The following is a 25,284-nucleotide window of genomic DNA, read 5'->3' as shown; positions in this document are numbered from 1 at the left end:
TCCTGCCAAATATGCTGCTGCGTAATGGAGCCGGTCTCTCGATTGGGAGGCCGGCTTCCGCGTTTTCGAAGGTACAGTCATCGTCTTACAGCGAAGGAGTTCTCGTGAAGAAAGTACTTCTGCTGACGGCCGACGCCGACAACGGACTCGGTACCGCAATCCGTGACGCCGTCAGGGGTGAGGCGGAGGTCGTTCGATTACCTGAGCGCACCACGGGGGCGCTCCGTGCGGAGTTGCCGACATGCGACGTCGTGGTGGGGGACTGGAGCGGTGATCTGCCACTGGGCAAGGAGGAAGCAGAGCTCGGCCGGAATGTGCTCCTCGTCCAACAGCCTGGTGCCGGAACCAATTTCATCGATGCCGAAGCCTGGCGCGCCGCCGGAGTTCCGGTGGCGAATACTCCCGGTGCAAACGCGAACTCGGTTGCGGAGTGGGCAGTGCTCGCGGCAGGTGTGTTGTGCCGCTCCATGTTCTGGGCGCACAACGAGGTTACCGATGGTCGATGGCCACAGGAATCCATCCTGACGCGCGATTGCCGCGATCTGGCGCAGCGCCGGGTCGGCGTCGTAGGTGTTGGTTCGATCGGCCGCCGGTGTGCAGAATTGTTTGCCGCCTTCGGTTGCGACGTCTATGTCACCGCGCGTTCGAGACCGCGTGACACTGTGGCTGCGACGTTTGTGTCACTCGACGAGTTACTGCCTCTCGCGGATGTCCTGGTGCTGGCCGTCCCGCTTACGGAATCAACTCGGGGACTGATCAATTCCCATCGAGTTGCGCAGTTGCCCACCGGAGCGATCGTGGTCAATGTGGCGCGCGGCGCTGTCGTCGACGACGCGGCATTGGCGCGTGCCTTGCGTTCCAGGCATGTCGGCGGCGCTGCCCTCGATGTGTTCGACGTTGAACCACTACCGATTTCGAGCCCGCTCCGTGGATTCGATTCGACCCTCCTGAGCCCGCACGTCGCCGGCGGCAGCGCCGGAGCGCGTGCGTCGATCTATTCGATGACGGCGCAGAATGTCGCCAGTGCGCTGCGCTCGCAGACAATTCGGTGGACATTGTGATTCGGTGGACATTGTGATCGAGGGCCGTGTTACCGAAGTATTTCGGTCCGCACGTTCCTCCAGGTGCAGTGTTTCGCCGAGGTAAGTTCCTGTCCCCGGTCCGCACGGTGGACCCGGTTGGTTCTCGGGTGTAGGTACACACAGCTAGGTTTGCTCTCCACGACCCGCAACTGCGGCACAGATCACAAACAAAGGTGTGAGTAGATGGCCTCGCTGTCAAAGTTTGGAAGGACTGCTCTTGTTTCGGCTGCGCTGCTGCTGACCGTTGCAACCGGCGCATGCAGCCGCCCGGCGACGCAAAGCACAGCTGATTCTGCCGGAAGTGGACCACTGCGTATCGCAGTCGGAATCGATGCTTCCTACGCTCCGTTCTTCGTAGCGGATCAGGAAGGCATGTTCGACGCTGCCGGTTTGGACGTCGAACTCGTCCAGTTCGGTCGTGGTGGCGAGGCCGTCGACGCACTCTCGACCGGGCAGGTCCAGATCGCCGGTAGCTCCGATACGACAACGATCGCCCAGTTGCGTCAGAATCCGTCGTTGCGCGCGATGTACTCGTACGAGGCGTCGGGTGACTACATCAAGGTCGTGCTGCGTAACGGTGTCGACTCACCGGCTGCGATCAAGAAGATGGGCATCGTCCCGGGTCTCAGCCAGATTTCGACGGACAAGTACCTCGCTGCCAATTCCATTACCCCCGGTTCGGTCGAGATGATCTCGGCGACCCCGACGGACATGCCCGCACTGCTCAGTCGCGGCGACATCGACGGGTTTGTCCTGTGGGAGCCGTGGCCGGCCACCGCCCTGGATCAGGGAACCGGCCACGTGGTGGCAGTAACCGGAGACTACGGCTGGTTCTATCATCATTGGGCGATCACGACGGCTCCGTGGTTGTCGGCCAACGAAGAGACAGCGCGAACCGTCGCGAAGGTGCTCGACGAGGCAACGCGCAAGGTCGAGTCGGATCCGGGCGTGGCAGCGTCCGCGACCAAGGCGGCTGTGAACGTCAGCGAGGATCAGACTATTGCCGCGGTGGACGAGATCGACTTCGCCGTGGTGAATCTCGAAGCTGCGGATGTCGAGTCGGCTCAGTCGATCGTAGATTTCTACAAGTCGATCGGTGTTCTCAGCGACCAGCCGGATCTCGAATCGGCAATGCTTCTGGATTGGTACAAGGATGGTGCACAGTGAGTATCGCAACAAGTGGTTCAACGACCAGCTCGACGAATAGCGCGGGGACAGCCGGCCCCGGCAAGAAGAACACCGGTGTTGCCATCGACGTGGTCGACCTCGGAATCAGCTTCGGCGCGGCGGAGATCGTCGCCGGAATCGACATGCACGTGCAGCCAGGTGAATTCGTCTGTCTGCTCGGTCCGAGTGGCTGCGGCAAGTCGACGCTGCTGTCGTCCATGGCCGGCTTCGTGGAACCCAGCGCCGGCGAGATCGTGTGCGACGGAGATGTCGTCGCCGGCAGTAACCGCCACGCCGGCATGGTGTTTCAGAGCTCCGAAGCGTTGTTCGAATGGATGACCGTGAGCCAGAACGTGGCCTACGGCCCCAGGATGCGTGGAGCGAACCGCAGCGAGCAAGCGAGTATCGCGGCCGAGTACCTCGCGATGGTCGGCTTGCCCCACGCGGGTGCGAAGTTCCCCTCGCAGCTGTCCGGCGGTATGCGGCAACGTGTTCAGATCGCACGAGTTCTTGCCAACCAGCCGTCGTTGGTTCTCATGGACGAGCCGTTCGGTGCGTTGGACGCTCAGACTCGTCAGGTTCTGCAGACCGAACTCGACCGTATCTGGCGGCACACCCGCTGCACCGTGGTATTCGTGACTCACGATATCGACGAGGCACTGACGTTGGCTGACCGTGTGATCGTGATGTCGGCCGGCCCGCGGGCCCGGATCAAGAGCGTCTACGAGGTCAATGCGGCTCGTCCGCGAGACCGCAACGATCCCGAGGTGATCGAGCTCTACGAGAAGCTGCGGGACGACATTCGGGCAGAAGTGGTTGCGTCGCTGCGGAACCAAGGCATTGAGGAGGACGAGCTGTGACGGCTGTAGTGACCGGTGGTTCAGCCGGTGTGAGAACAGCGAAGGTGGCGGAGACAAAAAAGCGTTCGTCGGCGCGGCGATCCAAGATTGTCAAAGCGACGCTGATGTATGCAGCCTCAGCGGCAATCGGTTTGGGCATCTGGTCGTTCCTGGCGTGGTGGTACGGGCCGACCACCATTGCATCACCGGCCGAAGTATGGTCGGCGGCACAGGAACTGTGGGAGAGCGGCGTTCTGTGGTCGTCGATCACCGCATCGGGTCAGCGAATTCTCATCGGCTGGTTCCTGGGTGTCGTGATCGGTGCTCCCGTCGGAATTCTGATGGGCCGCATTTCCATCGTGCGACAGCTCCTCGATCCGTACATCGAGTTCTTCCGGTTCATTCCGCCTATTGCGTTTGTCACTCTCGCCGTCGTCTGGTTCGGCATCGGTGAGACGTCGAAGGTTGTTCTGATCTTCTACACCTCGGTATTCATCGTCACGGTCAGCACGATTGCCGCGACTGTAGCGATCAGCGAGAACAAACTGCAGGCAGCGGCAAATCTTGGTGCCAACAAACTTCAGATCATGAAGACGGTGGTCTTGCCGTCGTCGATCCCCGGCATCGTCACGGGCGCTCGCCTGGCGATGGGCAACAGCTTCCTCACCATCGTGTCGGCGGAGATCGTCGCCGCCGACCAGGGTATCGGTTCGATGATCTGGCAGGCTCGAAACTACGGCCGGATCGACTGGACGTTCGTCGGCATCATCGTCCTGGGCATCATGGGCTTCATCTTCGACCGGATTCTCCGCATTCTGTCCTCGCGGTACCTCGCCCGTTACGGCGTCAAATAGTCAGGAGCGCAGCATGAATCACCCGCTGAGCATTGCCGAGCAGGCCGGAATTCCGGGACCGCCCGAGTTCACCGATATCGAGAGTGAGCGGCGTCGTCGCAAGACCGCTGTCATCGGCGGGTATCGGATTTTGTCGAAATTCGGTTTGGACGAGGGAATCTCGGGACATATCACCGCCCGAGACCCAGAAGATCCGGAGACTTTCTGGACTGCGCCGTTCGGGCGGCACTTCTCCCAGGTTCAGCCGGAGGAATTGCTGCATGTGGCGTCGGACGGCGCGGTCATTTCCGGAGACGGACCGCTCAACCGAGCAGCGTTTGTCATCCACAGCAAGGTTCACGAGGCTCGTCCCGACGTCATCGGAGCTGTTCACGCTCACGGTTTGAACGGTAAGGCGTTCTCCTCGCTGCACACCCGCCTCACGCCGATCACTCAGGACGCGTGCGCCTTTCACGAGGATCACTCGATCTACGAGGAGTATCACGGGGTGGCGCTGGACGAAGAGGAGGGGATTCGCATCGCGGATGCCCTCGGATCGAACAAGGCCGTGATCCTCACCAACCACGGTCATCTGACCGTCGGAACTTCCGTGGAGAGCGCAGTGTGGTGGTATGTGTCGATGGAGCGGTCGATGCAGGCGGAGTTGACGGCGCGAGCCGCCGGTGATCCGGTTGTCCTGCACGAGAAGATCGCGGCGCAGACCTACGAAGCAGTCGGCACCGAGAAGGTGGGGTGGTTTGCGTACTCGACCATCATCCAGAAGATCGCAGCAGACGAACCCGAGGTATTCGCGCACTGAATTCTTCGCGCACTGAATTCCTGCGAGCATTGGGCCCGTCGACCGAGAGGTCGGCGGGCCCTTTTCGTGTTGTCCCGCAACTGTTACCGAGGTCTGTTGAGCGGACCGGTTTCATTTGCGTGAGTCCGTCGGCGCAATACCGTATCGAGTGTGAACAAAACGTCTTCCACGGCGACCGACAACGAGATCGGCGTCGATATTCTGATCATTGGTGCCGGCCCCGCCGGGCTGTACGGCGCGTACTACGCAGGCTTCCGCGGCCTCTCGGTTGCCGTGATCGATGCCCTTGCGGAACCGGGGGGACAGGTCAGTGCGATGTACCCGGAGAAGGCGATCCTCGACATCGCGGGATTCCCTTCGGTCAAGGGACGCAACCTCATCGAGGGTTTGATGGCGCAGGCTGCCCCGTTCGATCCGGTGTACCTTCTGGGCATGCAGGCTCGTGAGCTGTCGCATGACGACGACGGCCGGGTGCGGATCACCACCAGCACGGGCCAGGTCGTGGTGGCCGGCGCGGTTGTCATCACCGGCGGCATCGGAACCTTCACCCCGCGTCCGTTGGCGAAGGGTTCGGAGTTCATGGATCGGGGGCTGAGTTACTTCGTCCCGGATTTGTCGGCGCACACCGGGAAAGACGTTGTCATCGTCGGTGGCGGCGACAGCGCGTTCGACTGGGCCGTTCACCTGGAACCGATTGCCAAGTCCGTCACCCTGGTTCACCGGCGAGATCGTTTCCGCGCGCACAAATCCACAGTCGCCAAGGTGCAGGAAAGCAGTGTCCAGGTTCTCGTCAACGCCGATGTCTCGGCGGTACGTGGAAACGGGTGGATCGGCGAGGTCGACATCACCCACAAACAAGACAAGAGCACGTCCACGCTGCTCGCTCAATCCGTCATCGCTGCATTGGGATTCACGGCCGACCTCGGTCCGATGATGGAGTGGGGAATCGAGATCGACAATCGCCACATCGCGGTGAACACACGGATGGAGACGAATGTTCCGCGTGTGTATGCCGCCGGGGACATCACGGACTATCCCGGCAAGGTCCGCTTGATCGCCGTCGGTTTCGGCGAGGCCGCGACTGCGGTGAACAACGCTGCGGCAGTGCTGGATCCGGAAGCAGAAATCTTCCCTGGACACTCCACCGAACAGGAGAGCTAGGCAATGGCATTTGTCATCGGTGAAGCATGCATCGACTACACGGACCGATCATGCATGGAAGAATGCCCCGTGGATTGCATCTACGAGGGTGATCGCAAGCTCTACATCAACCCGAACGAATGCATCGATTGCGGCGCTTGCGAATTGGCCTGCCCGGTGGAGGCGATCACCGTCGACCGGAAAGCAGACCCGGATTTCAAGGAAGACAACAAGCGCTTCTTCCTCGAGGTCTTGCCTACCCGTAGCGAGCCCGTCGGAAATCCGGGTGGTTCGGCAAAGATCGACATCGTCGGCGTCGATACCCCGATGGTTGCGGCGTTCTGATGGCTGGCGGCCTGCAACTCGGATACGTTGATTCGTCTTTCGGGCAATTGCATTACGCGCAGCAAGGTTCGGGTGAGGCGATTCTCCTGCTTCATCAGGCGCCCCGGTCGTGGGACGAGTTCCGCGAGTTCATTCCACTCCTTGCCGACGACTTCCGCGTTGTCGCGATGGACATGCCGGGGTACGGCAACAGTGCTCCGGTGCCCGGCCCGCAGACCATCGAGACCTATGCGCGAGGCGCGTGGGAATTGCTCGACACCCTGGGCGTCGATCGAGTCACGGTCATCGGTCACCACACCGGTGCGGCAGTGGCGCTCGAGATGGCGGCATCACGCCCCGAGAGGGTGCACGCTGCCGTGCTCTCGTCGTGCCCGTGGACCGACCGCAACTACCGCGAGGGGCACTCGGGACCCGGTGGGATCGACTGCGTCGACCGGGCCGCAGACGGTAGCCATCTCACCAGGCTGTGGGAGATGCGTCGCCCCTACTACCCCGAACCAGGCACCGCACTGCTCGACAGGTTCATCCGAGACGCGCTTGCCTACCGGGTAGATCCGGCGGAGGGGCACAAAGCCTGCGCCCGCTACGTCATGGAGGCGAGAGTCGGTTCGGTGACTGCGCCGGTTTTGCTGATCGGCGCGCAGAAGGATCCCTTCTCGATGCCTAACATTGCGCCGTTGCGTGCACACCTGACGGGTGCGGCAGTGGTGGAAACGGAGATCGTCGAATCGGGGACCGTCGCACTCGTCGAGGAGCACGCTCCGCAGATTGCATCCGCCGTCCGCATGTTTCTGGAGAATTACGCAGGTAGGCGCCCCGTGTAAACTCTGCGGGACGGGTTCACTGAGCGGACCGTGTGGCGTGCGTCTCATCGTGTCGTCACCATAGTGTCAGTCTCGAAGCACCTGCACCTAACGAGGACCCCGACCGATCTCGGTCGTTGTGGCACTCGGTCTCGGCAGGCTGTCACAGATCGTTCAGGAGGACACTCATGGCCGCTCCACAACAATCCGTCGGGTTCGGATCCGTACTACCCATCGCGTCGGAAACGACCGCTGCATCGCAGCCTGCAGGTGAACTGTCCTCGGTCCTGGGCAAGGCTCGAATGATCTTGGACGCTTTCGACACCGACCACAGTGACCTGTCTCTGACGGAGCTCACCCGGCGCAGTGGGGTCGCGAAAGCGACGGTTCACCGGTTGGCCGGCGAGCTGGTCGAGTGGGGATTGCTCGAGCGCGCGGGTACCAAGTACCGGCTCGGCCTGCGATTGTTCGAGCTGGGCCAATTGGTGCCGCGTCAGCGGATTCTGCGCGACGCGGCGCTGCCGTACATGGAGGACCTACTACTGGCGACGCAGGAGACGGTTCACTTTGCGGTTCGTGACGGCATCGACGTCCTCTACATCGAGAAGATCATCGGACACCGCGGGCTCAATCAGCAGTCGCGGGTGGCCGGTCGGCTCCCGCTGTACTGCACCGCCACCGGCAAGATCATCCTTGCCTTCTCCCCGCAATCGGTCTTCGACGAGGTAGTCGAGCAGGGTTTCACCGCCTTGACCAGTCGAACGACGATGTCCGTCAGCGTGCTGCGCCAGCAAACCGAGCGGATGCGTAAGGAACAACTCGCGGTGGAGGTCGAGGAGACACGGCTCGGGTACATGAGCGTCGCAGTGCCGGTGTTCAGCGGCCCGCGCACTCTGGCCGGCGCGTTGTCTGTGACAGCGCCGACGGCTCGCCTCAACGTCAGCCGCATCACCGGGGCCCTGCGCACTGCCGGCGCCGGAATCACCCGAAAACTTCATGCCATGAAGTGCACACATTCGCCGAGCGACCCGCTGGCTCTGCGCACGATCTGCAGTCCGGTGATGTGTTCGTTCAACGGTTGCGGCAAGTAGCGAGGCGCGGTCTATCGCCGGGCGCGGAACACGCTCTTCTCGCAGTCCCAGGTGTGTGGGCCGACGCCCCTCTCACGTAGCACTGCTTTCTGTACCTTGCCGGTTTCGGTGAGTGGCAACGTGTCCACGACGTCGATGTACCGGGGAAGTGCAAAGTACGGCAGCTGTTGCTGGGAGAACTCCAGAATCGAAATGGGGTCGAAAGATACTCCGGGGCGCAGTATTACAGTTGCCATGACGTCGTCCTCGGCCAGATCCGACGGTACCGGGAAGACGGCAACCTGACCGACCGACGGATGCAACGCCAGAACGGTTTCCACTTCGGCCCCGGAAATATTTTCACCGCGGCGCCGAATCACGTCTTTGATGCGATCGACAAATCGGAACCAGCCGTCTGCTTCCCGAATCACCCTGTCACCGGTCTGTATCCAACTCTCCGTCGCCGGAATCTCCTCGCCCAGATAGCCCAGTGAACAGGCGCCGGGGATCGTGCTGCGGACCACCAGTTCGCCGGGCTCCCCGTCTGCGGCCGCAGTACCGTCGTTGACGACTGCGGCGTCGTAGCCACTCATCACCCGCCCCATGTACCCGGCCCGCCGATCTCCCGGAAGTGTGCCGATCACGAGATTGGTTTCGGTACTTCCGAATCCGTCCACGAGTTCTACACCGAATCTCTGGGCAAACGGTTCGATCAGATGAGCCGGCGTTGCGGGGGCAAGTGCCACGTGGACGCTGTGCTGTCGGTCTTGCGGCGATGGGTCCGCGTTCATCAACATGGCCACCATCGCACCCAGCAGGTAGTCGACAGTTGCGCCGATCTCGCGAACTTCGCGCCAATGATTGCGGACCGAAAAGCGTTGTCCCAGGAAAAAAGTAGACCCGGCCCAAAGGGACTGAACAAAGGCATTGAGAGCATTGGTGTGAAACAGCGGCAGGCAGTTGTACAGCACATCGTCCCCGGTGAGCCCGAGTGAGGCGCCGACGCCTTTGCCCCACTGCAGGAACTGCGCGTGCGGGCATCGAACGCCTCGGGGCAGACCGGTGGTGCCGGAGGTGAAGAGTATCGCGGCCAGGTCGAGCGGATCGAGGGTCTCGGGCTCACAGCCCGGATGCGAACCGGCAGTGGGGACGCACTGTTCACCCATGACCCACACGGTGCCGTCGAATCCGGCTACAGCGCCTGAGTATTCGGGTGAAACCAGGATCCGTTGTACACCAGCCTGTTCGAGTGCGCCGGCAACACTGTCGGCTCGGAGGGCCGTATTGAGTGGGACGACAACCGCACCGATCCACGCGCATCCGAGAACAAGGTCTGCCAGTTCGATCCTGTTGCCGGACAGTGCCGCCACGCGCTCCCCACGGCCGACACCGTGATTACGGAGATCCGCCCCCAACGACGCTGCACGATCCCGCAATTCGCGGTAGGTGACCGTGATCCCGTCGACGACGAGCGCCGGGTGCTCCGGACGCTCCAAAGCTCGCCTCCGGATCAAATCCGGAAGCGAGCGCGGAATGGCATGTGCGTCGTGGGGCATGGGTAATTGTATCCCTCAGGGTACGACGACGGCCCGGCCGGCAACCTTGCCCTCACCCATCAACTGCAGTGCCGTTGCGATGTCATCCAGCGGAAACTCCTGCACTGCAACGGAAATCTTGCCTTCGATGAGCAGCCGGATCATTTCAGGTGCCAGTTCGGCTTGCCGGGCAGTCTTGCGAATCATGTTGACGGGCAGGATCCGGACATCGCTGAGCAACCAGTTCGGCAAGTCCAGGGTGAGGCTCTTACCCAAGGTATATCCGATCAGGGCAGCCCGGCCACCGGGGACAACACTCGCCAGAAGGTGCGGCAAGCCGTCGCCGCCAAGCGTGTCGATCACGGCGTCGACGGAAGGCTCGGATCCCACCACTCCGGCAAGTTCGTCGCCTTGCCCGACGACGGGACGCACACCCTCCGGAAGCAAGGCAGCCTGATCTTCGCGCGGTACAACACCGATTACCTCGGACGCTCCGGCAAGCAGAGCGAACTGTGCTGCCATCGATCCGACAGCGCCGGATGCTCCGGCGACAACAACTCGTTCGCCGGGAGCGACGGCTGCAATGTCGTTGACGGCAACATAGCCGGTTGTGCTGGGCAGGAAGAAGGTTGCGGCGACGGCCGGCGACAGTGCGGGATCAAAGGGTGTGAACGCCTTGTCTGCCGCTACCAGATACTCAGCCCAGCAACCGTTCTTGAACAGGCCGACTCCGCCGCCTCGGACCAGAAGGCGGGTGCCAGGCTCATAGGTGTCGGATTCGATTACCGTCGCCGCTCCGTCTGTTCCACCGATATGTGGCAGGTTCGGCTTGACTCCGAAGTTTCCGCTCGCGACGGTGATGTCGAGATGGCCGAGCGCGGCAGCGTCGATGCGCACGAGCGTCTGACCGGATTCACGTGTGGGAATGTCGATGTCGTCGATGACCGGTGAAGTGCCGAACTGATGGAGTCGGGCCGCGCGCATTGTGTCTCCTAGTAGCGATCTGTGAATGGATGTACTGAATATGAGTGCGGTCAGGACAGGATCGACTGGTCGCGAAGTCCGGCGATCAGTTCGTCGCTGTATCCGAGCACCGACTCGAGGACGTCGTCGGTGTCCGCGCCCAGCACCGGCGCAGCGCGTCGGATCGAGCCGGGTTCGGAGTTCCGGCGAACGGGGATGCCTTCGTGGAGGAATGTTCCGGCGAGGGGATGTTCCTGTGCCGAATAGAAACTGCGTGCCCGAAGATGTGGATCGCTCTCGACCAGGTCGCGTCCGTCCTGGACGGTGCCGGCCGCGATACCCGCCGATTGCAAGCGTTCCATGACGGTTTCGGGTGACAGAGTCCTGGTCCAGTCGGCGATGGCGTCGTCGATACGTTCGTGATCGGCTTGGCGGCTTTCTGCACTCGCGAAGTCAGGATTGCCGATCCATTTCTCTGCTTCGATGACGCGGCACAATGCATTCCATTCCGTGGTATCGCGAATGGCAATCGAGCACCACCGGTCGCTGCCGAGGCACGGGTACACGCCGTGTGGTGCCAGTTCGTGATGGCTGTTGCCGATCGGATCGGGGGACTGTGACCGGGCGGCTCGGAGAACGCTGGTACCCATGTGCGCTGCCATGGCTTCGAGTTGTGACAGGTCTACGTGCTGTCCCCGGCCGGTCCGGTCGCGGTAGTCGAGGGCTGCCAGCATCGCGACGCCGGCTTGCAGTCCGGCGACGATGTCGCCATGGCCGTAGATGACTCCGACAACGTCATCGGCGTTCCAGCCGGTCAGTGCGGTCAAACCGGTACTTGCCGAAACGATGTCGGCATACGACACCCAGTCCTTGCGAGGACCGGTGTGACCCATCCCGGACATCGACACGTAGATGATGTCCGGGTTGAGCTCCCGGAGTTGTTCGTAGCCGAGCCCCATCTTGTCCATGACCGACGAGCTGAAATTCTCGACCACGACGTCGGAGTTCCTGATCAGGTCGCGCAGTACCGAAAGGCCCTCTGCGGATCGGGTATCGAGTGTGATGCTGCGCTTGTTGCGGTTGACGTCGTTGAAGTACCCGCTGGTGTTCGGATTGTCGTGCGGTCCTCGCGAGAGATGCATGAACGGTGCAAAGCGAGTCGGGTCCGGGCGTCCGATCGATTCGACCTTGATGACATCGGCACCGTGGTCGGCAAGGATTCTGGTGCCGTACGGGCCCGCCAACACCCACGTGAGATCCAGGACGCGGACACCTTCGAGGCTGGGCGTGCTGCCACCGCTGAACTCGTGGGTTTCGTTCACTGCCACAGGCGAGGTGGCCTTCAAGAGTTCCTGATGCTGGCCCAACCGGGCAGCCTCGAGCGTTCCGATGCGCCGGCCTTCGGGGAAAGCGAAGCCGAACCCGAGATCGCGGTAGGTACCGTGATCTCCGGTCACGTCGGTGAAGAAGTCCCGGTCGTTGAGTTGCGGGTTACGCAGCAGTTCTTCGGGCCGGTCGACCGCTGCCCACGGCAACTTGCGTGACTGCGCGCTGACCGCGAATTCTTCCTTCGGCCACTTCGCGATGAAGGCGGACAGAACGTCGAAAATGTGTTCCTGATGCGTCTTTCGGTAGACCGCGTCGGACCACTCCGGTTGATCGAGATCGTCCTGAGCATCGTTGTCGATCAGCCAGGCCAACATGCCGTCCCACATGCGGGGGCTACCGCCGAGGCCGCCACCGACATAACCGTCGGCGGCCTGGAACAGTCCGTGCGGAACGAGCGGATGTACCCGGCCCGGACGCGGTGGTACGCGGTCCTCGTGAATGTAGGCAAGAGTGCCCGCTTCCAGCGCGGCGGCAACACATTCCTGAGCGCTGATCTCCAGCAACGGGTTGTGGCCCTTGGATCGCGAACGCAGTCCGAGAAGCACGCCGATTGCGGCATTGATTCCGGCGAGCTGCTCAGCCTGGAGTTCGGGGAGCAGCAGTGGAGGGTGCTCGGGATCGCCGACCTGGGCCATCATCCCGCCGAGTGCCGCGACGGTCAGATTTGTTGCCTTCCAGTCACTTCGCGGTCCGGTTGTGCCGAAGGGTGTCACTCGTACGTGAACGAGAGATCCTCGGTTGTCGCGTAGAGCGCCGGTCGCGCTGCCGTCGAGCAGGACGTCGGCACTGCGCAGCAGTGCTTCGAAAGCGAGGCGATCGTTGCTGTCGTCGATATCGAGGACAACGGACTTCTTGCCCGCATGCCAATGCAAGTACGAATCACCCTGGGACTCGGTGCGACTGGGGTCACCGGTGGGTGGTTCTACCAGAATGACCTCGAAACCCAGCCCGACCAGGATGCGCCCGGCGAATCGCGCAAACGGACTGGAAATCTCTACGACCCGTACCGAAGGATGCACCACAACTACTCCGTTTCAATCGAAAGATATCGCCGAACCGACTGGAGTCGAACGTAGTTCTGCGGGCCGGTGGGCGACATGATTTCGGTCTGCCCACCGGACCCGTTCTCACTCTCCGCTCAGGCGGCGTTCTGCTCGAACCATCCCGAGAGGAGGACAGCGGACGGATCGATGTCCGCGGAGATCTTGCCCTGCTCGCGGAAGAATGCAACAAGTTCGTTTGCGCGCTCCACGTCGTCCTCGGTGAATCCGCGTCCACCGAAATCGATTTGGGTCACCCGGTCTGCGGCCTCGGCCGGGTCCATCTGGATAGACGCGGCAATTGCGGTTGCAGCCCGATCCGGATCCGAGTTCACGATTGCCGACGCTTCCGAGATCACCTTGAACACCTTGCCTGCGGTTTCTTCGTTCGCGGACAACCAGTTGTCCGAAGCGATGATCCATTGGGCGTACTTGGCGCCGAAGTCGCCGGTCGTGGCAACAACGCGCCCGCCGGTATTGACACTCTGCGTCACCCAGGGGTCGAAGGACAGGAAGCCGTCGATGTCACCGCGCGCCAGCAAAGCAGGCTGTTCGGGCGGGCTTGTGCTCACGAGTGTGACCGTCGTGGGGTCGATGCCGAGACTGGCCAGGTACTGGTTCGTGAAGTAGAGGCCGATGCCGGGGAAGACGCCCATGGTCTTGATCGACTTCGGCTCGACGCCATTCCTCAGTACAACCTGGAAGTATCGGTCGGATTCCTGAAATACGCCCAGCGCCCGCAGGCTCGGATTGGCGGCCATGACGGACAGTGCCGTCGAGTCGGCATTGCCGGAGAGTTCCGAAGTTCCGGCTACGACGTTCTGGGCGCCTGCTGCCCCGCCTTCGGTCTGGATGACCTGGACGTCGAGGCCGGCGGCCTCGAACATGCCCTCGTGGTCGGCGAGGAAAATCGGGGCGTACGACGGGTCTACACCTACCGCGATCCGTACCAGGCCACCACTTTCGGCGGAGTTGTCGGTAGCGGGGCGGGTGCATCCGCTGACGGCGATCGTCAGGGCGGCGAGAGAAGCGACTGCGCCCACCCATTTCTTCTGAAATTTGTTGAGCATGATGGCCTCTCGGTAAATGGGAGCTGTCAGCGTCCCGTGAAGGTGGGGGACCGCTTGTCGAGGAATGACTGAAGTCCCTCAGCAGCGTCGTCCGTCTTGATCAGGTCGAGCACTGCCTCGAATTCGAGATCCAGCGCTTGATCGAGCGGCAACGACATGCCCTCGTCGACAATGCGTTTGATCATTCCGATGGTGGCAGTGGGTTTCGTCGCGAGTTCGCGTGCGAGGTCAGCGCAATGCGCATCGAGGTCGGCGTCCGCAACGACGGTGTCGACCAGGCCGATATCGAGTGCATGCTCGGCGCTGAGGCGCTTGCCTTCGATCATGAGCACTTTGGCTCGGTGAGCCCCGATGAGGCGTGGAAGTCGCTGGCTGCCACCGGCACCCGGAAAAAGCCCAAGTCCGATCTCGGGGAAGCCGATGGTCGCCGACTGCGCCATGATGCGGAAGTCGCAGGCCAACGTCAGTTCTGCTCCGCCGCCGAGTGCGTGCCCGTTGATCTTCGCGACGACAGGTTTGGGAGCCGACTCGAGGATCCGCTGTACGTCGACCCACGGGCGCATCGCGCGCTGAGTTTCTTCCGTCAGCTCGCGCATCACGGTGATGTCCGCACCGGCGACGAAGAACCGTCCAGTGCCCGTCACGACAATGACGCGGACGGTCTGGTCCGACGCGAGTACCGGCAGTATCTCCAGAAGCTCGGCGATCATGCTGGGGTTGAATGCGTTGGCTGGAGGTTTGTCGATAGTCACGGTGGCAATCGAGTCTGTGACGTCGACGGTGACGAAGTTGTAGGTCTGGCCGGTCTGTCTCGTCAAGTGAGCTCCTGTCAGCGGGTTGGCGGGGTAAACCGGTCGAGCCGGGGGATGTGTAGTGGGAAGTATGGTGGGGACCCTCACGCGGCGGTACCGCTCGGGTTCGGTCAGTAGACCAATGTCGGATGCTGATCGCGTAGGAACTTTCTTCGCTGTGATCACGGCGATATTTGCTCCTGTGACAGGATTGAGCCCGTGACTTCTGCAGTACCGACACCGCCCGCGCCCTCCGTCGACAAGCGTCCCGAGTCGATTTTCACCATTGGGACCAGGCTCGAGGACCGGCTCGGACGAACCGGAACCATCCACACACCGCACGGCGATATCGCGACGCCGTCGTTCGTGGCCGTCGGAACCAAGGCCACGGTCAAGGCCGTGCTGCCCGAGTCCATGAAGGAACTCGGTGCGCAGTCGTTGCTCGCCAATGCGTACCACCTGTACTTGCAGCCGGGACCCGACATCGTCGACGAGGCCGGCGGGCTGGGCAAGTTCATGAACTGGGACGGGCCCACCTTCACCGACAGCGGTGGCTTCCAAGTCATGTCGCTTGGTGTCGGGTTCAAGAAGGTGCTCGCGATGGAGGCCGTCGGTGTGCAGTCCGACGACGTCATCGCGAAGGGCAAGGAGCGTCTCGCGACGGTCGACGACGAGGGCGTGACGTTCAAATCGCACCTCGACGGCAGTAAGCATCGCTTCACCCCCGAGGTGTCGATGCAGATCCAGCATCAGCTCGGCGCCGACATCATGTTCGCGTTCGACGAGCTCACAACGCTGCTCAACACCCGCGGCTACCAGGAGCGATCGGTCGAGCGCACGCAGGCGTGGGCGATCCGCTGTATCAATGAACACGAGAAGCTCACCGCCGAACGCGCTGACAAGCCCTATCAGGCTCTCTTCGGCGTGATCCAAGGCGCGCAGTACGAAGATCTGCGACGTCAAGCCTGCCGCGGACTCGAGTCGATCGAAGGCGAGAACGGATACGGCTTCGACGGCTACGGCATCGGCGGCGCCCTCGAGAAGCAGAACCTCGGAACGATCGTGCGTTGGTGTAACGAGGAACTACCCGAGAACAAGCCGCGTCATATGCTCGGCATCAGTGAACCGGACGACTTCTTCGTCGCAATCGAGAACGGCGCGGACACTTTCGACTGCGTCAACCCGTCGCGTGTTGCTCGCAATGCTGCGATTTACGTCCGCTCCGGCAGGTTCAACATCAACACCAGCCGATTCCGTCGTGACTTCACGCCTATCGACGACGAGTGCGACTGCTACACGTGCGCCAATTACACCCGCGCGTACATCCATCACCTGTTCAAGGCGAAGGAAATGCTCGCGTCGACGCTCTGCACCATCCACAACGAGCGATTCACCGTGAAGTTGGTCGACGATATCCGAGCCAGCATCGAAGGTGGGTATTTCCACGACTTCAAGGCGGACATGCTCGGAAAGTTCTACGCGGCGAAGACGCCTGCACCTCAGGCGTAGGTCGGTTCGCGCTTCTTCACGTATGCGATGACGCGGTAGGTGATCGGCATGACCAGAACCTCGACAAGCGTCTTCCACAGGAAGCCGACCAGCACGTAGTTGATGAAGTCTTCCCATGTGCTGATGCCGATGACACCGGCGGCGATGGAACAGAAGATGAGGGTATCGGCGAATTCGCCGACGACGGTCGAGCCGATCAGTCGCGCCCACAGATGCTTCTCCTGCATGCGCTTTTTCATCATGACCAGAACCAGTGAGTTCAGTAGCTGTCCGACGAGGTAGGCGGCCAAGCCCGCGACCAGTAGCCGGGGAATGACACCGACCACGGTTTCGAGGGCGGCCTGGTTCTCGTAGAACTCTGCCGACGGGAGTTGCACTGCAATCCAGAAGCACGCAGCGGCAAGAATCAGTGCGCCGAAGCCCAGGTAGATCGCGCGTCGGGTCGCTTTGAAGCCGTAGACCTCGCTGAGCACGTCACCGAGGACGTAGGCGAGCGGGAACAAGAAGAATCCACCATCGGTGATGATGGGCAGAATCTGCAAGGGACCGAGCGAGAAGTCGGAATCCGCAAAGAAGGCGACCCCCTTGGTCGCCGCCACGTTCGAGATCAGCAGCGCTGCGGTGAAGAGCGCGACGATCGTCGGGTAATAACCCCGGCTGACGTGCGCAAATTTGGTTTCGTGGGTCGATTCGTCTTGCTGATCCTGAGCTGTCACGTCCGTCATCCAAGCACCACAAGGCGCTCGGATGCGAGTTGGCGACCGTCCAGTTGCGCAGAACACACCGAAGGCCCTGCGGTTTCACGTGGAACCGCAGGGCCTTCGGTGATGCAAACGAACGGATCAGGCAGCTACATGGCCGCCGGTCAGCACGCGGTATGCGTAGGTGCTGGCGATCAACGCGACGGGCGCCGTCACCAGAAGACCGATTCCACACAGCAGCGCACCGACGATGTTGATACCGATCAGAGCGAGCGCCAGCAGGACCAACGTTCCGACGTTCGACGAGGTCAACGCGTAACTCGATTTGATGCCCGAAATCGCATCCTGATTCTTGTCCACGATGAAGGTCAGCGTGTAGTAGAGCAGGAACGCCGCGATGATGCCGGGAATGATGCAGAGAGCCAAACCGACGTAAGTTGCCACTGCTACCAGGAAACCGCCGAGAACAACTGCGCCGATGTTGGTGAATTGGAAGAAGGTGCCGAAAGCCGGCTTGATTCCATCCAATTCGCTCAACGCTCCACGAAGGAATGCGGCTTGGATGATGTAGCCGACGATAGCGGTGACCAATCCACCCACGATCGACAGCGCGCTGAATTCGGTATTGGTGTAGTCGAAACCGTTGAAAGCGCCCTGGATCAGTCCGGCGATCAAGAACGCGATGATCGAGATTCCGATCCAAACCAATGCGTTGTCTTTGAACTTGTTCCAGCCGTAGGTAATTGCCGCACCCACAGAAAGCTGCGGTCCACCGAATCCTGCGCCGTAGTCGTTGGCGGGCGGCGGTGGGAAGTTACCGCCTCCGGGAGGTGGCGGGTATCCACCGGGCGGTGGGTAGTTGCCACCGGGAGGGGGATAGCTTCCACCCTGTGGAGGCGGCGGATATCCACCTGGCGGCGGGTAATTGCCACCTTGAGGAGGTGGGGGGTATCCACCAGGCGGCGGGTAGCTTCCGCCCTGCGGAGGCCCCGCCGGCGGGGGATAGCTCCCAGGAGGAGGCGTTCCCTGCTGGCCGTAGGGATCCTGGGGCGGGAATTGCTTTCCGTCCTCGGGATTCTGGTTGGGGTCGTGCCCACCGGTTGTCATATGCGCACCTAACCCTTGACTACCTGAGTTCCACCAGCGAGCTCGTCATGCTTGCCCTGCTTGGTGGGGCTGTTGTTGATGGTGACCGCGATGACGATGTACGCAACGAGCGAGAGAAGTCCTCCGATGATCGGAATGATCGACAAGAGGTTGAATGCGTTGCGAATTGCGGACTGCTGCGGAGTGGGAAGGCCCGCGCCTCCCGGGGCCTTCACCGACAGCCCAAGGAGCTTCTTGCCTGGGGTCCAACCTTGTGTGACCTCGAACCCAACGAAATATGCGAATGTCAGAAGGGCAGTCAGCAGGCCTGTTATCCAGTATCCCGAATCGACGAAGATGATCAGGAGCCCGACCACTAGGCCGAGAATGATGTAGTCGATAAGGCGAGCGCCGAATCGAATACCCAGTCCACCGGCTTCGGCGCCAGAGGGCAGCCGGTTTCCTCCGCCGTACGCACCTTGGTCGTTGAACTGCGGAGGCGGCGGGAAGTTTCCGCCCTGGGGCGGCGGCGGGTATCCACCGGGAGGCGGGTAGTTGCCACCCTGAGGGGTCGGGAAGTTTCCGCCCTGCGGGGGCGGGTAGCTTCCGCCTTGCGGGGGGCCTGCGGGAGGGGGGTAACTTCCGGGAGGAGGTGTTCCCTGCTGGCCATATGGATCCTGGGGTGGGAATTGCTTCCCGCCTTCTGGATTCTGGTTGGGGTCGTACCCACCGGTTGTCATGTGTTCCCCTCAGTCGTAAATATCGCGCTCGAGTGTGACAGTGGATATGACCCTACTGGGATCAAAGAGCGATGTGGATGACATCTGCTCACTTGGATTCGGAGGTCACCTGTGGTTTAGGCTGCGTTGTATGACGAGTTCCGGGGGCAACAACGACGATTCTTCGAGCGATTACCAGGCAAAACCTGGGTACGGAGAATTTCCGAGCCTGCCTCCTGAGGGGTACGGCGTGTCCCCGTCCGAAACGCAGTCTTCACCTGAAGTTCCCGGATATACCACTCCCAACGAGCAGTACCCGGGTTATCCACCGCCGTCGTACAACCCGCCCGGTAATAACCCCCAGCCGGGCGGAATCGGTGAACCCAACCCGTACCTGCCGCCGCAGAATTTCGGACCGCAGAATCAATATCAGCAGAATCAATATCAGCAACCCGGACAATACGGACAGGCTCAATACGGACAGCCTCAGTACGGCCAACCTCCGAACCCGTACGGTCAACCGAATCAATTCGCGGGTGGGTACGCACCGCCGATGCAGCCGGTCGGCACCAATGGTCTCGCAATTGCATCGCTGGTTGTATCGCTTGCGGGTGGTTGCTTCTACAGTCTCGGCGGAATCGTCGGAATCATTCTGGGAATTGTCGCGCTCAATCAGATCAAGCAGACAGGTCAACAGGGGCGCGGGCTTGCGATAGCCGGAATTGCGGTCGGCGCGGCCTTCTTGGCAATTTTTGCCGTGATTCTCGTGGTCGCACTCATAGCGAGTGCATCGTCGTCGTACTGAAGTGTCGTCGTGCTGAAGTGGCGAGCGCTCACACGGGAGTGACGACGGACGACGCAGGAAGTGGCTTGCCGAAGTAATAGCCCTGGCCCATGTCGCAGCCGGCCCGCAAGACGTTGGCTGCGTGTTCCGCGGTTTCGACGCCCTCTGCGATCGAATCAAGCCCTAGCTTCCGAGCGATGTCGGCGATGGACTCCATGACCATGAAGGCGCGGTCTCCAGCACGACCCGCTGCGCTGACAGCCCAGGTCAAGGATTGGTCGATCTTGAGAATGTCGAGCGGCAATTCCGACAATGCGGAGAAGGACGCGAAGCCCGCCCCGAAATCATCCAGCGCGATTCGAATTCCCTCGTTGTGCAAGACGTGAAGAGTCTCGGCGGCATGCCGGCCTACGACGCCGAGTTCGGTGACTTCCACGATTATTCTGCTCAGTGGCGTTTGTGAACTGTCGAGCGCTCCGAGGATCTCGTGAGCGGCGTGCGGGGTAGCGAGTTGGCGAGGCGAAAAGTTGACCGCGACCATCATGTGCTCAGGCCACGACGCTGTTTGGGCACAAATCATTTCCAGAGCTTGTAGCCCGATGGGAATGATGAGCCCAGAGGATTCGGCGGAGCGCATGAAATCTTGAGGTTCGATCAACCCTCGCAGCGGATGGCGCCAACGCAAAAGAGCTTCATAGCTGATAATTGCTGACGAGTTCAGATTGACCTGGGGTTGATACAACACCTCGAATTGATGGTCGTCGAGTGCCTCGCGAAGCTCGCGGACCATGCGTATTCCTTTTCGTCCTGAGTCGCCCGTGCCGCACGTGCGTGTCAGCGTGGATGCTGCAAGTGGGTACTGTGGTCGGATTCCAGGTTCAGATCCCGGGCGTGGTTTTGCAGGAACAACTCGCCCTGAATTTCCTTCGCCAGTCTCGACCGTACTTCACTATTCGAGAATTGCCAACGAATAGCTATTGCGGACGGCTTTGTCATATCGGACAATCGTAGTTTTGTTCCGACGAGGCACCGATTGATACGTCACTTACTTCGCCGGGAAAATCCACGGGGTCCGGGGGATCTTGCGAGAGTCGAATCGATCCGCCAATTGGGGTGGTGTGACAACCTCGCCGGGTTCGGCGAGACCGATGCTCGACGCGATCATCGTCAGAACCTGCTCGGTACTGCGTCCGGCCTCGAGTTGATCTGCCAGAGTCACTGCGCCGTCGCGCTTCGCGAGTCGCTTGCCTTCACTGTTCAAGGCAAGAGGAACGTGGGCGTACGACGGTGGTTCGATGTCGAGCAGCTGGGCAAGGTATGCCTGACGCGGAGCCGAGGTCAGGAGGTCGTCGCCGCGAACCACCTGGTCGATGTTCTGTGCACCGTCGTCGACGACAACGGCAAGGTTGTAAGCGGGCACCCCGTCTCCGCGGAGCAGGACGACGTCGTCGACTGGTCCCGTCACCTCGCCGAACAGTTCGTCATGGACGGTGAACGAGTCGATGCCGGCCCGTAGCCTCAGCGCGGGAGATCGGCCACTTGCCGATTTCTCGGCGCGTTCGGCCTCCGAAAGGTTCCGACACGTGCCGGGGTAGGCGCCGTCTGGAGCATGGGGCGCTGACGGTGCCTGCAGGATCTCCTTGCGTGTGCAGAAGCAGGGATAGGTCAGGTCACGCTCGCGCAATTGGTCGATAGCCTTGTGGTACAAGGGAAGACGGTGTGACTGCAATACGACTGGGCCGTCCCACGTGAGGCCGAGCCTGCGCAGATCGTCGAGTTGTCGTTCCATCGCGCCGGGGCGGACACGGTCGAGATCCTCTACCCGAATGAGGAAGTCGCGCCCGCTGGTGCGGGCGAACAGCCAGGCCAGGAGGGCAGTCCGGAGGTTTCCCAGATGGAGATCGCCGGACGGACTCGGCGCGAAGCGTCCTGCTCCTTCCACGTCAGCTGGCGAGCCCGACGGAGGCGAGCGGGTTCTCGGCGTCGTGCAGGGTGAGGCGGATCTGGGTTTCCAAAGCGTGATCGAGGTACTGCGGCGGATACATGGCGGGGCTTCCGAGTGCGTCGAGTGCCAATCCATTGACGGTTGAAAGCAGAAGTGCCGCTCTGGTTTCCGCTTCCGGAGTTCCGATGCCGATCAGAACTGTCGAGATGCCGGTGCGGATTGTGAACAGGGTTGTCCGGCGGATTTCGGAGAGTGACTCACTGGTTGCGGCGCGCACGGCAAACGCGGCGAGCACATGCGCCTCACGCGTGCGTTGCTCGTCGAGGGGCAGGAGTTGCGAGAGTGCCTGGAACAGGGCGGTATGCGGGTCTGCGTCGGCGGACGATTCGGCCAGTCGCGTCAACAATCGATCGACGAGTGTTCGCAGTGCGAATGCGAACATCTCGTCCTTGGTCGAGAAATGATGTTGCACTGCGCCGATCGAGACACCCGCCCGTTTTGCGACCTCGCGAACGCTGGCATTTTCCAGTCCGGATTCCGCGGCGACATCGAACAATGCCGCCGCAAGCAGGTCTGGACTCGTGGAGGATTTTCGGCGTTCCGGCATACCGCGACATTACATGCGTATGGAAGTAATGCCCACGTCAGGGGTGCTTTTTCACGCCTTCCGGCCGAGGAAGGCAAGGAGTTTCGTCGCTTTGTCAGCGTTGTCCGGAACCTGTATTTCCGGGCCGCACACACCGCTCATGCGGATCGACTCGCCCAGGCCCGCGGCGATCTCCGACACCCACTCCACGTCCGCGTCTCGCATCGTCGTATCGGTGCCGGTTGCGGCCGCGAGGTCCCAACCGTGGATGACCAGATCGAAACACAAGAACCCTTCGACCGTGGCCCCGAGGTTGGTCCTGCCGAAGTGTCCGTCGTATTCCAGGGTGGACTTTGCCGGATCGTCCAGAATTTCCTGCATCGAATCGCGGACGGCCGCCCAGGCTGCCGACGGGTCGTCGTCGACCGACGGACCGGGTGCCAATTCCAGGCCGACTACCTTGACCATGTCTCGTTCGCTGTCGAGCACGTGTCTCACCACGTCGCGGGCGGTCCAGCCCTCGCAGGGGGAATCGTCGTCCCAGCGGTCGGCGGGTACGGCGTCGATCCGGGCCGTGAATCCGGCGGCCAGATCCCGATAACGCTGGGCGGGGGAGATCTCTGTTGAAGTCATGACAACAATCCTTCTCCACCGCGGCGCGTCATGATTGATTATTTCGGACATTCACTCGATCTCCGGGGCTTCCGCCCAGATGTCCATCGGTACAACCCCGGCACTCTTGCCCTCGTCGTCGAGAAGTCGGCCCACCCTCTTCATCGATCGCAGCACCACCGACCTGTTCAGCACCACCAGGCCCGGTGCCTCTTGTGCGAGTTGTACTTCGGTAATGGGAGTTTCGCGAAGGGAGTGTGCGGCGATCGCGAGCAGTGTGTTGGCGCGTCCACCGGATATCCGCATGCACACCCGCGTTCCCGGCACTCGCTCCACCAGGGCACGAATCGTCGACCGGTCCGTGGGATCGACATATCCCCACACCCAGGTCACGAGGGGCCAGCCGGACAGTGGCAGAGACACGTCGCAGCGGAACACGATCTGGTTGCGCGACGTCAATTCGGCAAGTCGCCGCCTGACCGTACTTTCGCTGAGGCCGGTACCGACCGTGAGCTCGGCAATCGAGGATCGACCGTCCTCACCCAGTTTCAATATCAATTGGCGGTCGACAGCGTCGAACGTCTTCCCGTGATGGCGCTGATCCGTCGGCGCGTATTTGTATCGCACAGGCCGGTCTGTCATCGTCGCTCGCTGCGCGGCATCGAGTACCTGCAATTTCCAGTCGTCTCCGATCGCGAAGACCTCGGTGACGAGGTGTGCACGCGAACTAACGATCCCGGGTACCGACGCGAGCGACCGAAGCAGGAAGCGCGACAGGAAAGCCATGTCTCTGACCTCGACGAGAAGTGTCAAGTCGCCTGGGCCGCTTGTGTGTTCGACGCTCAGTACGTGCGGCCAGCGGGCAAGTCGTTCTGCAATCGTCAACGCGTTCGAAGTCGTGCAGTCGACTTCGACGAAAGCCAGACACGACTCCGGACGGCCATGGCCGGTTGCCCTGGCAGAGACCCAGGCGGTGCCGGAATCCTGTAACCGCTGCCAGCGGCGAGCTACGGTAACCGGATCCACTTTGAGCGCGTCGCCAACCGTGCGCCACGACGCTCGCGGGTCGAGTTGCAGGCAATTGATCAGGGCGAGGTCGACGTCGTCCAGTACGGCGGAATCCTGCGTTTCTTCGATCATGGTGCAAGTATCGTGCATCTTCACTGTGTCTGGGATCACTTCATTCATGCTCGAAGGGCAGAACGCGGTGGCGAGTGCCCACCGCGTTCATGCTGTGAAAGGAGAAACCAGATGTCATCGACCACGTTGCCCGCTGTTCCGACAGAGAGAAGCCTCGAGTGGGTGCAACGCCTCATCGGAATCGATACGACGAGTGCCGTGAGCAATCGACCGTTGATCGATCTCATTGCGGCGGAACTACGTCGCCATGGGGTCGAGCCGGTACTTGTTGCCGATGACGAGGGAACGAAGCTCAACTTGTTGGCAACGTTCACTCCTCCTGACGGAAGTACTGCCGGCGGTGTGATGTTCTCCGGCCATACAGACGTAGTGCCGGTCGACGATCAAGACTGGAGTAGCGACCCTTTCGCGCCCGACGTTCGCGACGGAAGCCTGTACGGACGTGGCACGTGCGACATGAAGTCGTTCATCGGGATCGTCGTCGCTGCGATCCCCGACATCGTTGCTCGGCCGCTGGCGAAGCCTATTCACTTTGCATTCTCCTACGACGAGGAAGTCGGCTGCATCGGTGCGGCCGGGTTGGTCGAGGAGGTTGTTTCCCGGAACCTGTGCCCTGATGTGTGCGTCGTCGGAGAGCCGTCGGAGATGCGGGTCATTCGCGCACACAAGTCGATGAACGTCATACGTGTTGATCTGCATGGTGTTTCGGCGCACTCGTCGCTTACTCCGCAAGGAGTCAACGCGATCGAATACGGCGCGGAGTTGATTCGATTCGTCAGAAGCGCGGCCGACGAGCTCCGTGCGTCCGGCCCGTACGACGACGCATTCGACGTGGCCTGGACGACGTGTTCGGTCAATCTCGTATCCGGCGGGATCGCAGTGAACACTGTCCCCGAGGATTGCTCCATCACTTTCGAATTCAGGAGCATCAGCTCAGCTGGCGCCGCAGATTTGCTCGAACGCTTTGCCGCCGAGGCGAATCGGATCGAAAACCTGATGCAGGAAGAAAACCCGTCAGCCTCCGTGACGATGCACGTGTCGGCCTCGGTTCCTCCCCTGGAGACGGGTGCGAATGCTTCGGCGGCCGCACTGGTCGAACAATGGGGTGGTCGGGCCTCGGACGAAAAGGTCGCGTACGCCACCGAGGCCGGGATGTTCGCGACTATCGGTATCCCCACTGTCGTGTGTGGGCCGGGAAGCATCACTCAGGCGCATGCACCTGACGAGTACGTGACACTTGACCAATTGGCACAGTGCGAGCAGTTCGTTCGGAACGTCATCGCTCACGCCCGCGCCTGACCCACCCTGACCCCCT

25 protein-coding genes are annotated in these 25,284 nt (G+C 61.5%); 12 read left to right on the top strand and 13 right to left on the bottom strand.

Annotated features, from left to right (window positions below; translation table 11 throughout):
- Window positions 1-104 precede the first annotated feature (104 nt).
- The 9 genes from ABIE52_RS20150 to ABIE52_RS20110 all read left to right on the top strand — a co-directional run bounded on the left by ABIE52_RS20150 (window position 105) and on the right by ABIE52_RS20110 (window position 8,120).
- On the top strand, window positions 105-1,061 hold the full coding sequence (locus ABIE52_RS20150) for an NAD(P)-dependent oxidoreductase (RefSeq protein WP_019746501.1): 957 nt from the start codon (window positions 105-107) through the stop codon (window positions 1,059-1,061).
- Window positions 1,062-1,265: 204 nt separating this feature from the next.
- Entirely contained in the window at window positions 1,266-2,249 is a 984-nt protein-coding gene (locus ABIE52_RS20145; RefSeq protein ID WP_065351802.1) for an ABC transporter substrate-binding protein, read from the top strand.
- Window positions 2,246-3,109 (top strand): ABC transporter ATP-binding protein, encoded by an 864-nt coding sequence (locus ABIE52_RS20140; RefSeq protein WP_007731623.1) that lies wholly within the window; start codon window positions 2,246-2,248, stop codon window positions 3,107-3,109. The genes ABIE52_RS20145 and ABIE52_RS20140 overlap by 4 nt, the downstream gene beginning before the upstream one ends.
- Window positions 3,106-3,942, top strand: coding sequence for an ABC transporter permease (locus ABIE52_RS20135; protein WP_019746502.1), 837 nt, complete (start codon window positions 3,106-3,108; stop codon window positions 3,940-3,942). The genes ABIE52_RS20140 and ABIE52_RS20135 overlap by 4 nt, the downstream gene beginning before the upstream one ends.
- Window positions 3,943-3,955: 13 nt before the next feature.
- A complete protein-coding gene (locus ABIE52_RS20130; protein WP_054188628.1) occupies window positions 3,956-4,741 on the top strand; it encodes a class II aldolase/adducin family protein in 786 nt (261 codons plus the stop codon).
- A gap of 150 nt (window positions 4,742-4,891) precedes the next feature.
- Window positions 4,892-5,902: an NAD(P)/FAD-dependent oxidoreductase gene (locus ABIE52_RS20125; protein ID WP_007731607.1), complete on the top strand. Its 1,011-nt coding sequence runs from the start codon at window positions 4,892-4,894 to the stop codon at window positions 5,900-5,902.
- Between the two features lie 3 nt (window positions 5,903-5,905).
- Window positions 5,906-6,226 (top strand): DUF362 domain-containing protein, encoded by a 321-nt coding sequence (locus ABIE52_RS20120; protein ID WP_007731605.1) that lies wholly within the window; start codon window positions 5,906-5,908, stop codon window positions 6,224-6,226.
- A complete protein-coding gene (locus ABIE52_RS20115; protein WP_007731603.1) occupies window positions 6,226-7,050 on the top strand; it encodes an alpha/beta fold hydrolase in 825 nt (274 codons plus the stop codon). The genes ABIE52_RS20120 and ABIE52_RS20115 overlap by 1 nt, the downstream gene beginning before the upstream one ends.
- 167 nt (window positions 7,051-7,217) lie before the next feature.
- Window positions 7,218-8,120, top strand: coding sequence for an IclR family transcriptional regulator (locus ABIE52_RS20110; protein ID WP_007731601.1), 903 nt, complete (start codon window positions 7,218-7,220; stop codon window positions 8,118-8,120).
- 11 nt (window positions 8,121-8,131) lie between these two features.
- Here ABIE52_RS20110 and ABIE52_RS20105 read toward each other — a convergent pair whose 3' ends face one another.
- From ABIE52_RS20105 to ABIE52_RS20085, 5 genes are all read right to left on the bottom strand, one after another.
- Window positions 8,132-9,655 carry an AMP-binding protein gene (locus ABIE52_RS20105; protein WP_054827402.1) on the bottom strand — a complete coding sequence of 508 codons (1,524 nt, stop codon included), beginning with the start codon at window positions 9,653-9,655 and terminating at the stop codon, window positions 8,132-8,134.
- A gap of 15 nt (window positions 9,656-9,670) precedes the next feature.
- A complete protein-coding gene (locus ABIE52_RS20100; RefSeq protein WP_007731598.1) occupies window positions 9,671-10,618 on the bottom strand; it encodes a quinone oxidoreductase family protein in 948 nt (315 codons plus the stop codon).
- 50 nt (window positions 10,619-10,668) lie between these two features.
- Window positions 10,669-13,008 (bottom strand): CaiB/BaiF CoA-transferase family protein, encoded by a 2,340-nt coding sequence (locus tag ABIE52_RS20095; RefSeq protein WP_065455095.1) that lies wholly within the window; start codon window positions 13,006-13,008, stop codon window positions 10,669-10,671.
- Window positions 13,009-13,124: 116 nt separating this feature from the next.
- Window positions 13,125-14,096 carry an ABC transporter substrate-binding protein gene (locus ABIE52_RS20090; protein WP_007731596.1) on the bottom strand — a complete coding sequence of 324 codons (972 nt, stop codon included), beginning with the start codon at window positions 14,094-14,096 and terminating at the stop codon, window positions 13,125-13,127.
- 26 nt (window positions 14,097-14,122) lie between these two features.
- Window positions 14,123-14,914 (bottom strand): enoyl-CoA hydratase/isomerase family protein, encoded by a 792-nt coding sequence (locus ABIE52_RS20085; RefSeq protein WP_020723626.1) that lies wholly within the window; start codon window positions 14,912-14,914, stop codon window positions 14,123-14,125.
- A gap of 192 nt (window positions 14,915-15,106) precedes the next feature.
- Between ABIE52_RS20085 and tgt the strand changes: the two genes are divergently transcribed.
- The gene (gene tgt, locus ABIE52_RS20080; protein WP_007731594.1) at window positions 15,107-16,396 is read left to right on the top strand and encodes a tRNA guanosine(34) transglycosylase Tgt; all 1,290 of its coding nucleotides are present in this window, start codon (window positions 15,107-15,109) and stop codon (window positions 16,394-16,396) included.
- On the opposite strand, the gene ABIE52_RS20075 is transcribed toward tgt, so the two are convergent.
- The 3 genes from ABIE52_RS20075 to ABIE52_RS34035 form a co-directional block, all read right to left on the bottom strand.
- Entirely contained in the window at window positions 16,387-17,121 is a 735-nt protein-coding gene (locus ABIE52_RS20075; protein ID WP_192712884.1) for a queuosine precursor transporter, read from the bottom strand. The genes tgt and ABIE52_RS20075 overlap by 10 nt on opposite strands.
- 117 nt (window positions 17,122-17,238) lie before the next feature.
- Entirely contained in the window at window positions 17,239-18,204 is a 966-nt protein-coding gene (locus tag ABIE52_RS20070; RefSeq protein ID WP_223304518.1) for a DUF2189 domain-containing protein, read from the bottom strand.
- A gap of 8 nt (window positions 18,205-18,212) precedes the next feature.
- Window positions 18,213-18,923 carry an RDD family protein gene (locus ABIE52_RS34035; RefSeq protein ID WP_192712885.1) on the bottom strand — a complete coding sequence of 237 codons (711 nt, stop codon included), beginning with the start codon at window positions 18,921-18,923 and terminating at the stop codon, window positions 18,213-18,215.
- A 130-nt stretch (window positions 18,924-19,053) separates the two neighbouring features.
- On the opposite strand from ABIE52_RS34035, the gene ABIE52_RS20060 reads away from it, so the two are divergent.
- Window positions 19,054-19,707, top strand: a complete 654-nt coding sequence (locus tag ABIE52_RS20060) for a DUF4190 domain-containing protein (protein ID WP_030535740.1) — start codon at window positions 19,054-19,056, stop codon at window positions 19,705-19,707.
- Between the two features lie 28 nt (window positions 19,708-19,735).
- Here ABIE52_RS20060 and ABIE52_RS20055 read toward each other — a convergent pair whose 3' ends face one another.
- The 5 genes from ABIE52_RS20055 to ABIE52_RS20035 all read right to left on the bottom strand — a co-directional run bounded on the left by ABIE52_RS20055 (window position 19,736) and on the right by ABIE52_RS20035 (window position 23,969).
- Complete coding sequence (locus tag ABIE52_RS20055; RefSeq protein ID WP_003943863.1) at window positions 19,736-20,476, bottom strand: EAL domain-containing protein; 741 nt, start codon at window positions 20,474-20,476, stop codon at window positions 19,736-19,738.
- Between the two features lie 255 nt (window positions 20,477-20,731).
- Window positions 20,732-21,628 carry a tRNA glutamyl-Q(34) synthetase GluQRS gene (gene gluQRS / locus ABIE52_RS20050; RefSeq protein ID WP_042447725.1) on the bottom strand — a complete coding sequence of 299 codons (897 nt, stop codon included), beginning with the start codon at window positions 21,626-21,628 and terminating at the stop codon, window positions 20,732-20,734.
- A gap of 1 nt (window position 21,629) precedes the next feature.
- A complete protein-coding gene (locus ABIE52_RS20045) occupies window positions 21,630-22,238 on the bottom strand; it encodes a TetR/AcrR family transcriptional regulator (protein WP_019746515.1) in 609 nt (202 codons plus the stop codon).
- Window positions 22,239-22,289: 51 nt separating this feature from the next.
- On the bottom strand, window positions 22,290-22,850 hold the full coding sequence (locus ABIE52_RS20040) for a TIGR03086 family metal-binding protein (RefSeq protein WP_007731584.1): 561 nt from the start codon (window positions 22,848-22,850) through the stop codon (window positions 22,290-22,292).
- A 51-nt stretch (window positions 22,851-22,901) separates the two neighbouring features.
- The gene (locus tag ABIE52_RS20035) at window positions 22,902-23,969 is read right to left on the bottom strand and encodes an Lrp/AsnC family transcriptional regulator (RefSeq protein ID WP_064073653.1); all 1,068 of its coding nucleotides are present in this window, start codon (window positions 23,967-23,969) and stop codon (window positions 22,902-22,904) included.
- Between the two features lie 111 nt (window positions 23,970-24,080).
- Between ABIE52_RS20035 and argE the strand changes: the two genes are divergently transcribed.
- Window positions 24,081-25,268, top strand: a complete 1,188-nt coding sequence (argE, locus tag ABIE52_RS20030) for an acetylornithine deacetylase (protein WP_065455096.1) — start codon at window positions 24,081-24,083, stop codon at window positions 25,266-25,268.
- Window positions 25,269-25,284 lie beyond the last annotated feature (16 nt).

Origin of the sequence: Rhodococcus sp. OAS809 (genome assembly GCF_040546695.1) — a bacterium.
GTDB classification, from domain to species: Bacteria; Actinomycetota; Actinomycetes; order Mycobacteriales; family Mycobacteriaceae; genus Rhodococcus_F; species Rhodococcus_F qingshengii.
This window is presented reverse-complemented; position numbering and strand designations above follow the sequence as displayed.

Bases quoted from the DNA above. Each gene is read 5' to 3' on its own strand.
- ABIE52_RS20145 (WP_065351802.1), top strand. From the start codon at position 1,266: ATGGCCTCGCTGTCAAAGTTTGGAAGGACTGCTCTTGTTTCGGCTGCG.
- ABIE52_RS20130 (WP_054188628.1), top strand. From the start codon at position 3,956: ATGAATCACCCGCTGAGCATTGCCGAGCAGGCCGGAATTCCGGGACCG.
- ABIE52_RS20120 (WP_007731605.1), top strand. From the start codon at position 5,906: ATGGCATTTGTCATCGGTGAAGCATGCATCGACTACACGGACCGATCA.
- ABIE52_RS20115 (WP_007731603.1), top strand. From the start codon at position 6,226: ATGGCTGGCGGCCTGCAACTCGGATACGTTGATTCGTCTTTCGGGCAA.
- ABIE52_RS20110 (WP_007731601.1), top strand. From the start codon at position 7,218: ATGGCCGCTCCACAACAATCCGTCGGGTTCGGATCCGTACTACCCATC.
- ABIE52_RS20105 (WP_054827402.1), bottom strand. From the start codon at position 9,655: ATGCCCCACGACGCACATGCCATTCCGCGCTCGCTTCCGGATTTGATC.
- ABIE52_RS20100 (WP_007731598.1), bottom strand. From the start codon at position 10,618: ATGCGCGCGGCCCGACTCCATCAGTTCGGCACTTCACCGGTCATCGAC.
- ABIE52_RS20090 (WP_007731596.1), bottom strand. From the start codon at position 14,096: ATGCTCAACAAATTTCAGAAGAAATGGGTGGGCGCAGTCGCTTCTCTC.
- ABIE52_RS20075 (WP_192712884.1), bottom strand. From the start codon at position 17,121: ATGACGGACGTGACAGCTCAGGATCAGCAAGACGAATCGACCCACGAA.
- ABIE52_RS20070 (WP_223304518.1), bottom strand. From the start codon at position 18,204: ATGACAACCGGTGGGCACGACCCCAACCAGAATCCCGAGGACGGAAAG.
- ABIE52_RS34035 (WP_192712885.1), bottom strand. From the start codon at position 18,923: ATGACAACCGGTGGGTACGACCCCAACCAGAATCCAGAAGGCGGGAAG.
- ABIE52_RS20060 (WP_030535740.1), top strand. From the start codon at position 19,054: ATGACGAGTTCCGGGGGCAACAACGACGATTCTTCGAGCGATTACCAG.
- ABIE52_RS20055 (WP_003943863.1), bottom strand. From the start codon at position 20,476: ATGGTCCGCGAGCTTCGCGAGGCACTCGACGACCATCAATTCGAGGTG.
- ABIE52_RS20045 (WP_019746515.1), bottom strand. From the start codon at position 22,238: ATGCCGGAACGCCGAAAATCCTCCACGAGTCCAGACCTGCTTGCGGCG.
- ABIE52_RS20040 (WP_007731584.1), bottom strand. From the start codon at position 22,850: ATGACTTCAACAGAGATCTCCCCCGCCCAGCGTTATCGGGATCTGGCC.
- ABIE52_RS20035 (WP_064073653.1), bottom strand. From the start codon at position 23,969: ATGATCGAAGAAACGCAGGATTCCGCCGTACTGGACGACGTCGACCTC.
- argE (WP_065455096.1), top strand. From the start codon at position 24,081: ATGTCATCGACCACGTTGCCCGCTGTTCCGACAGAGAGAAGCCTCGAG.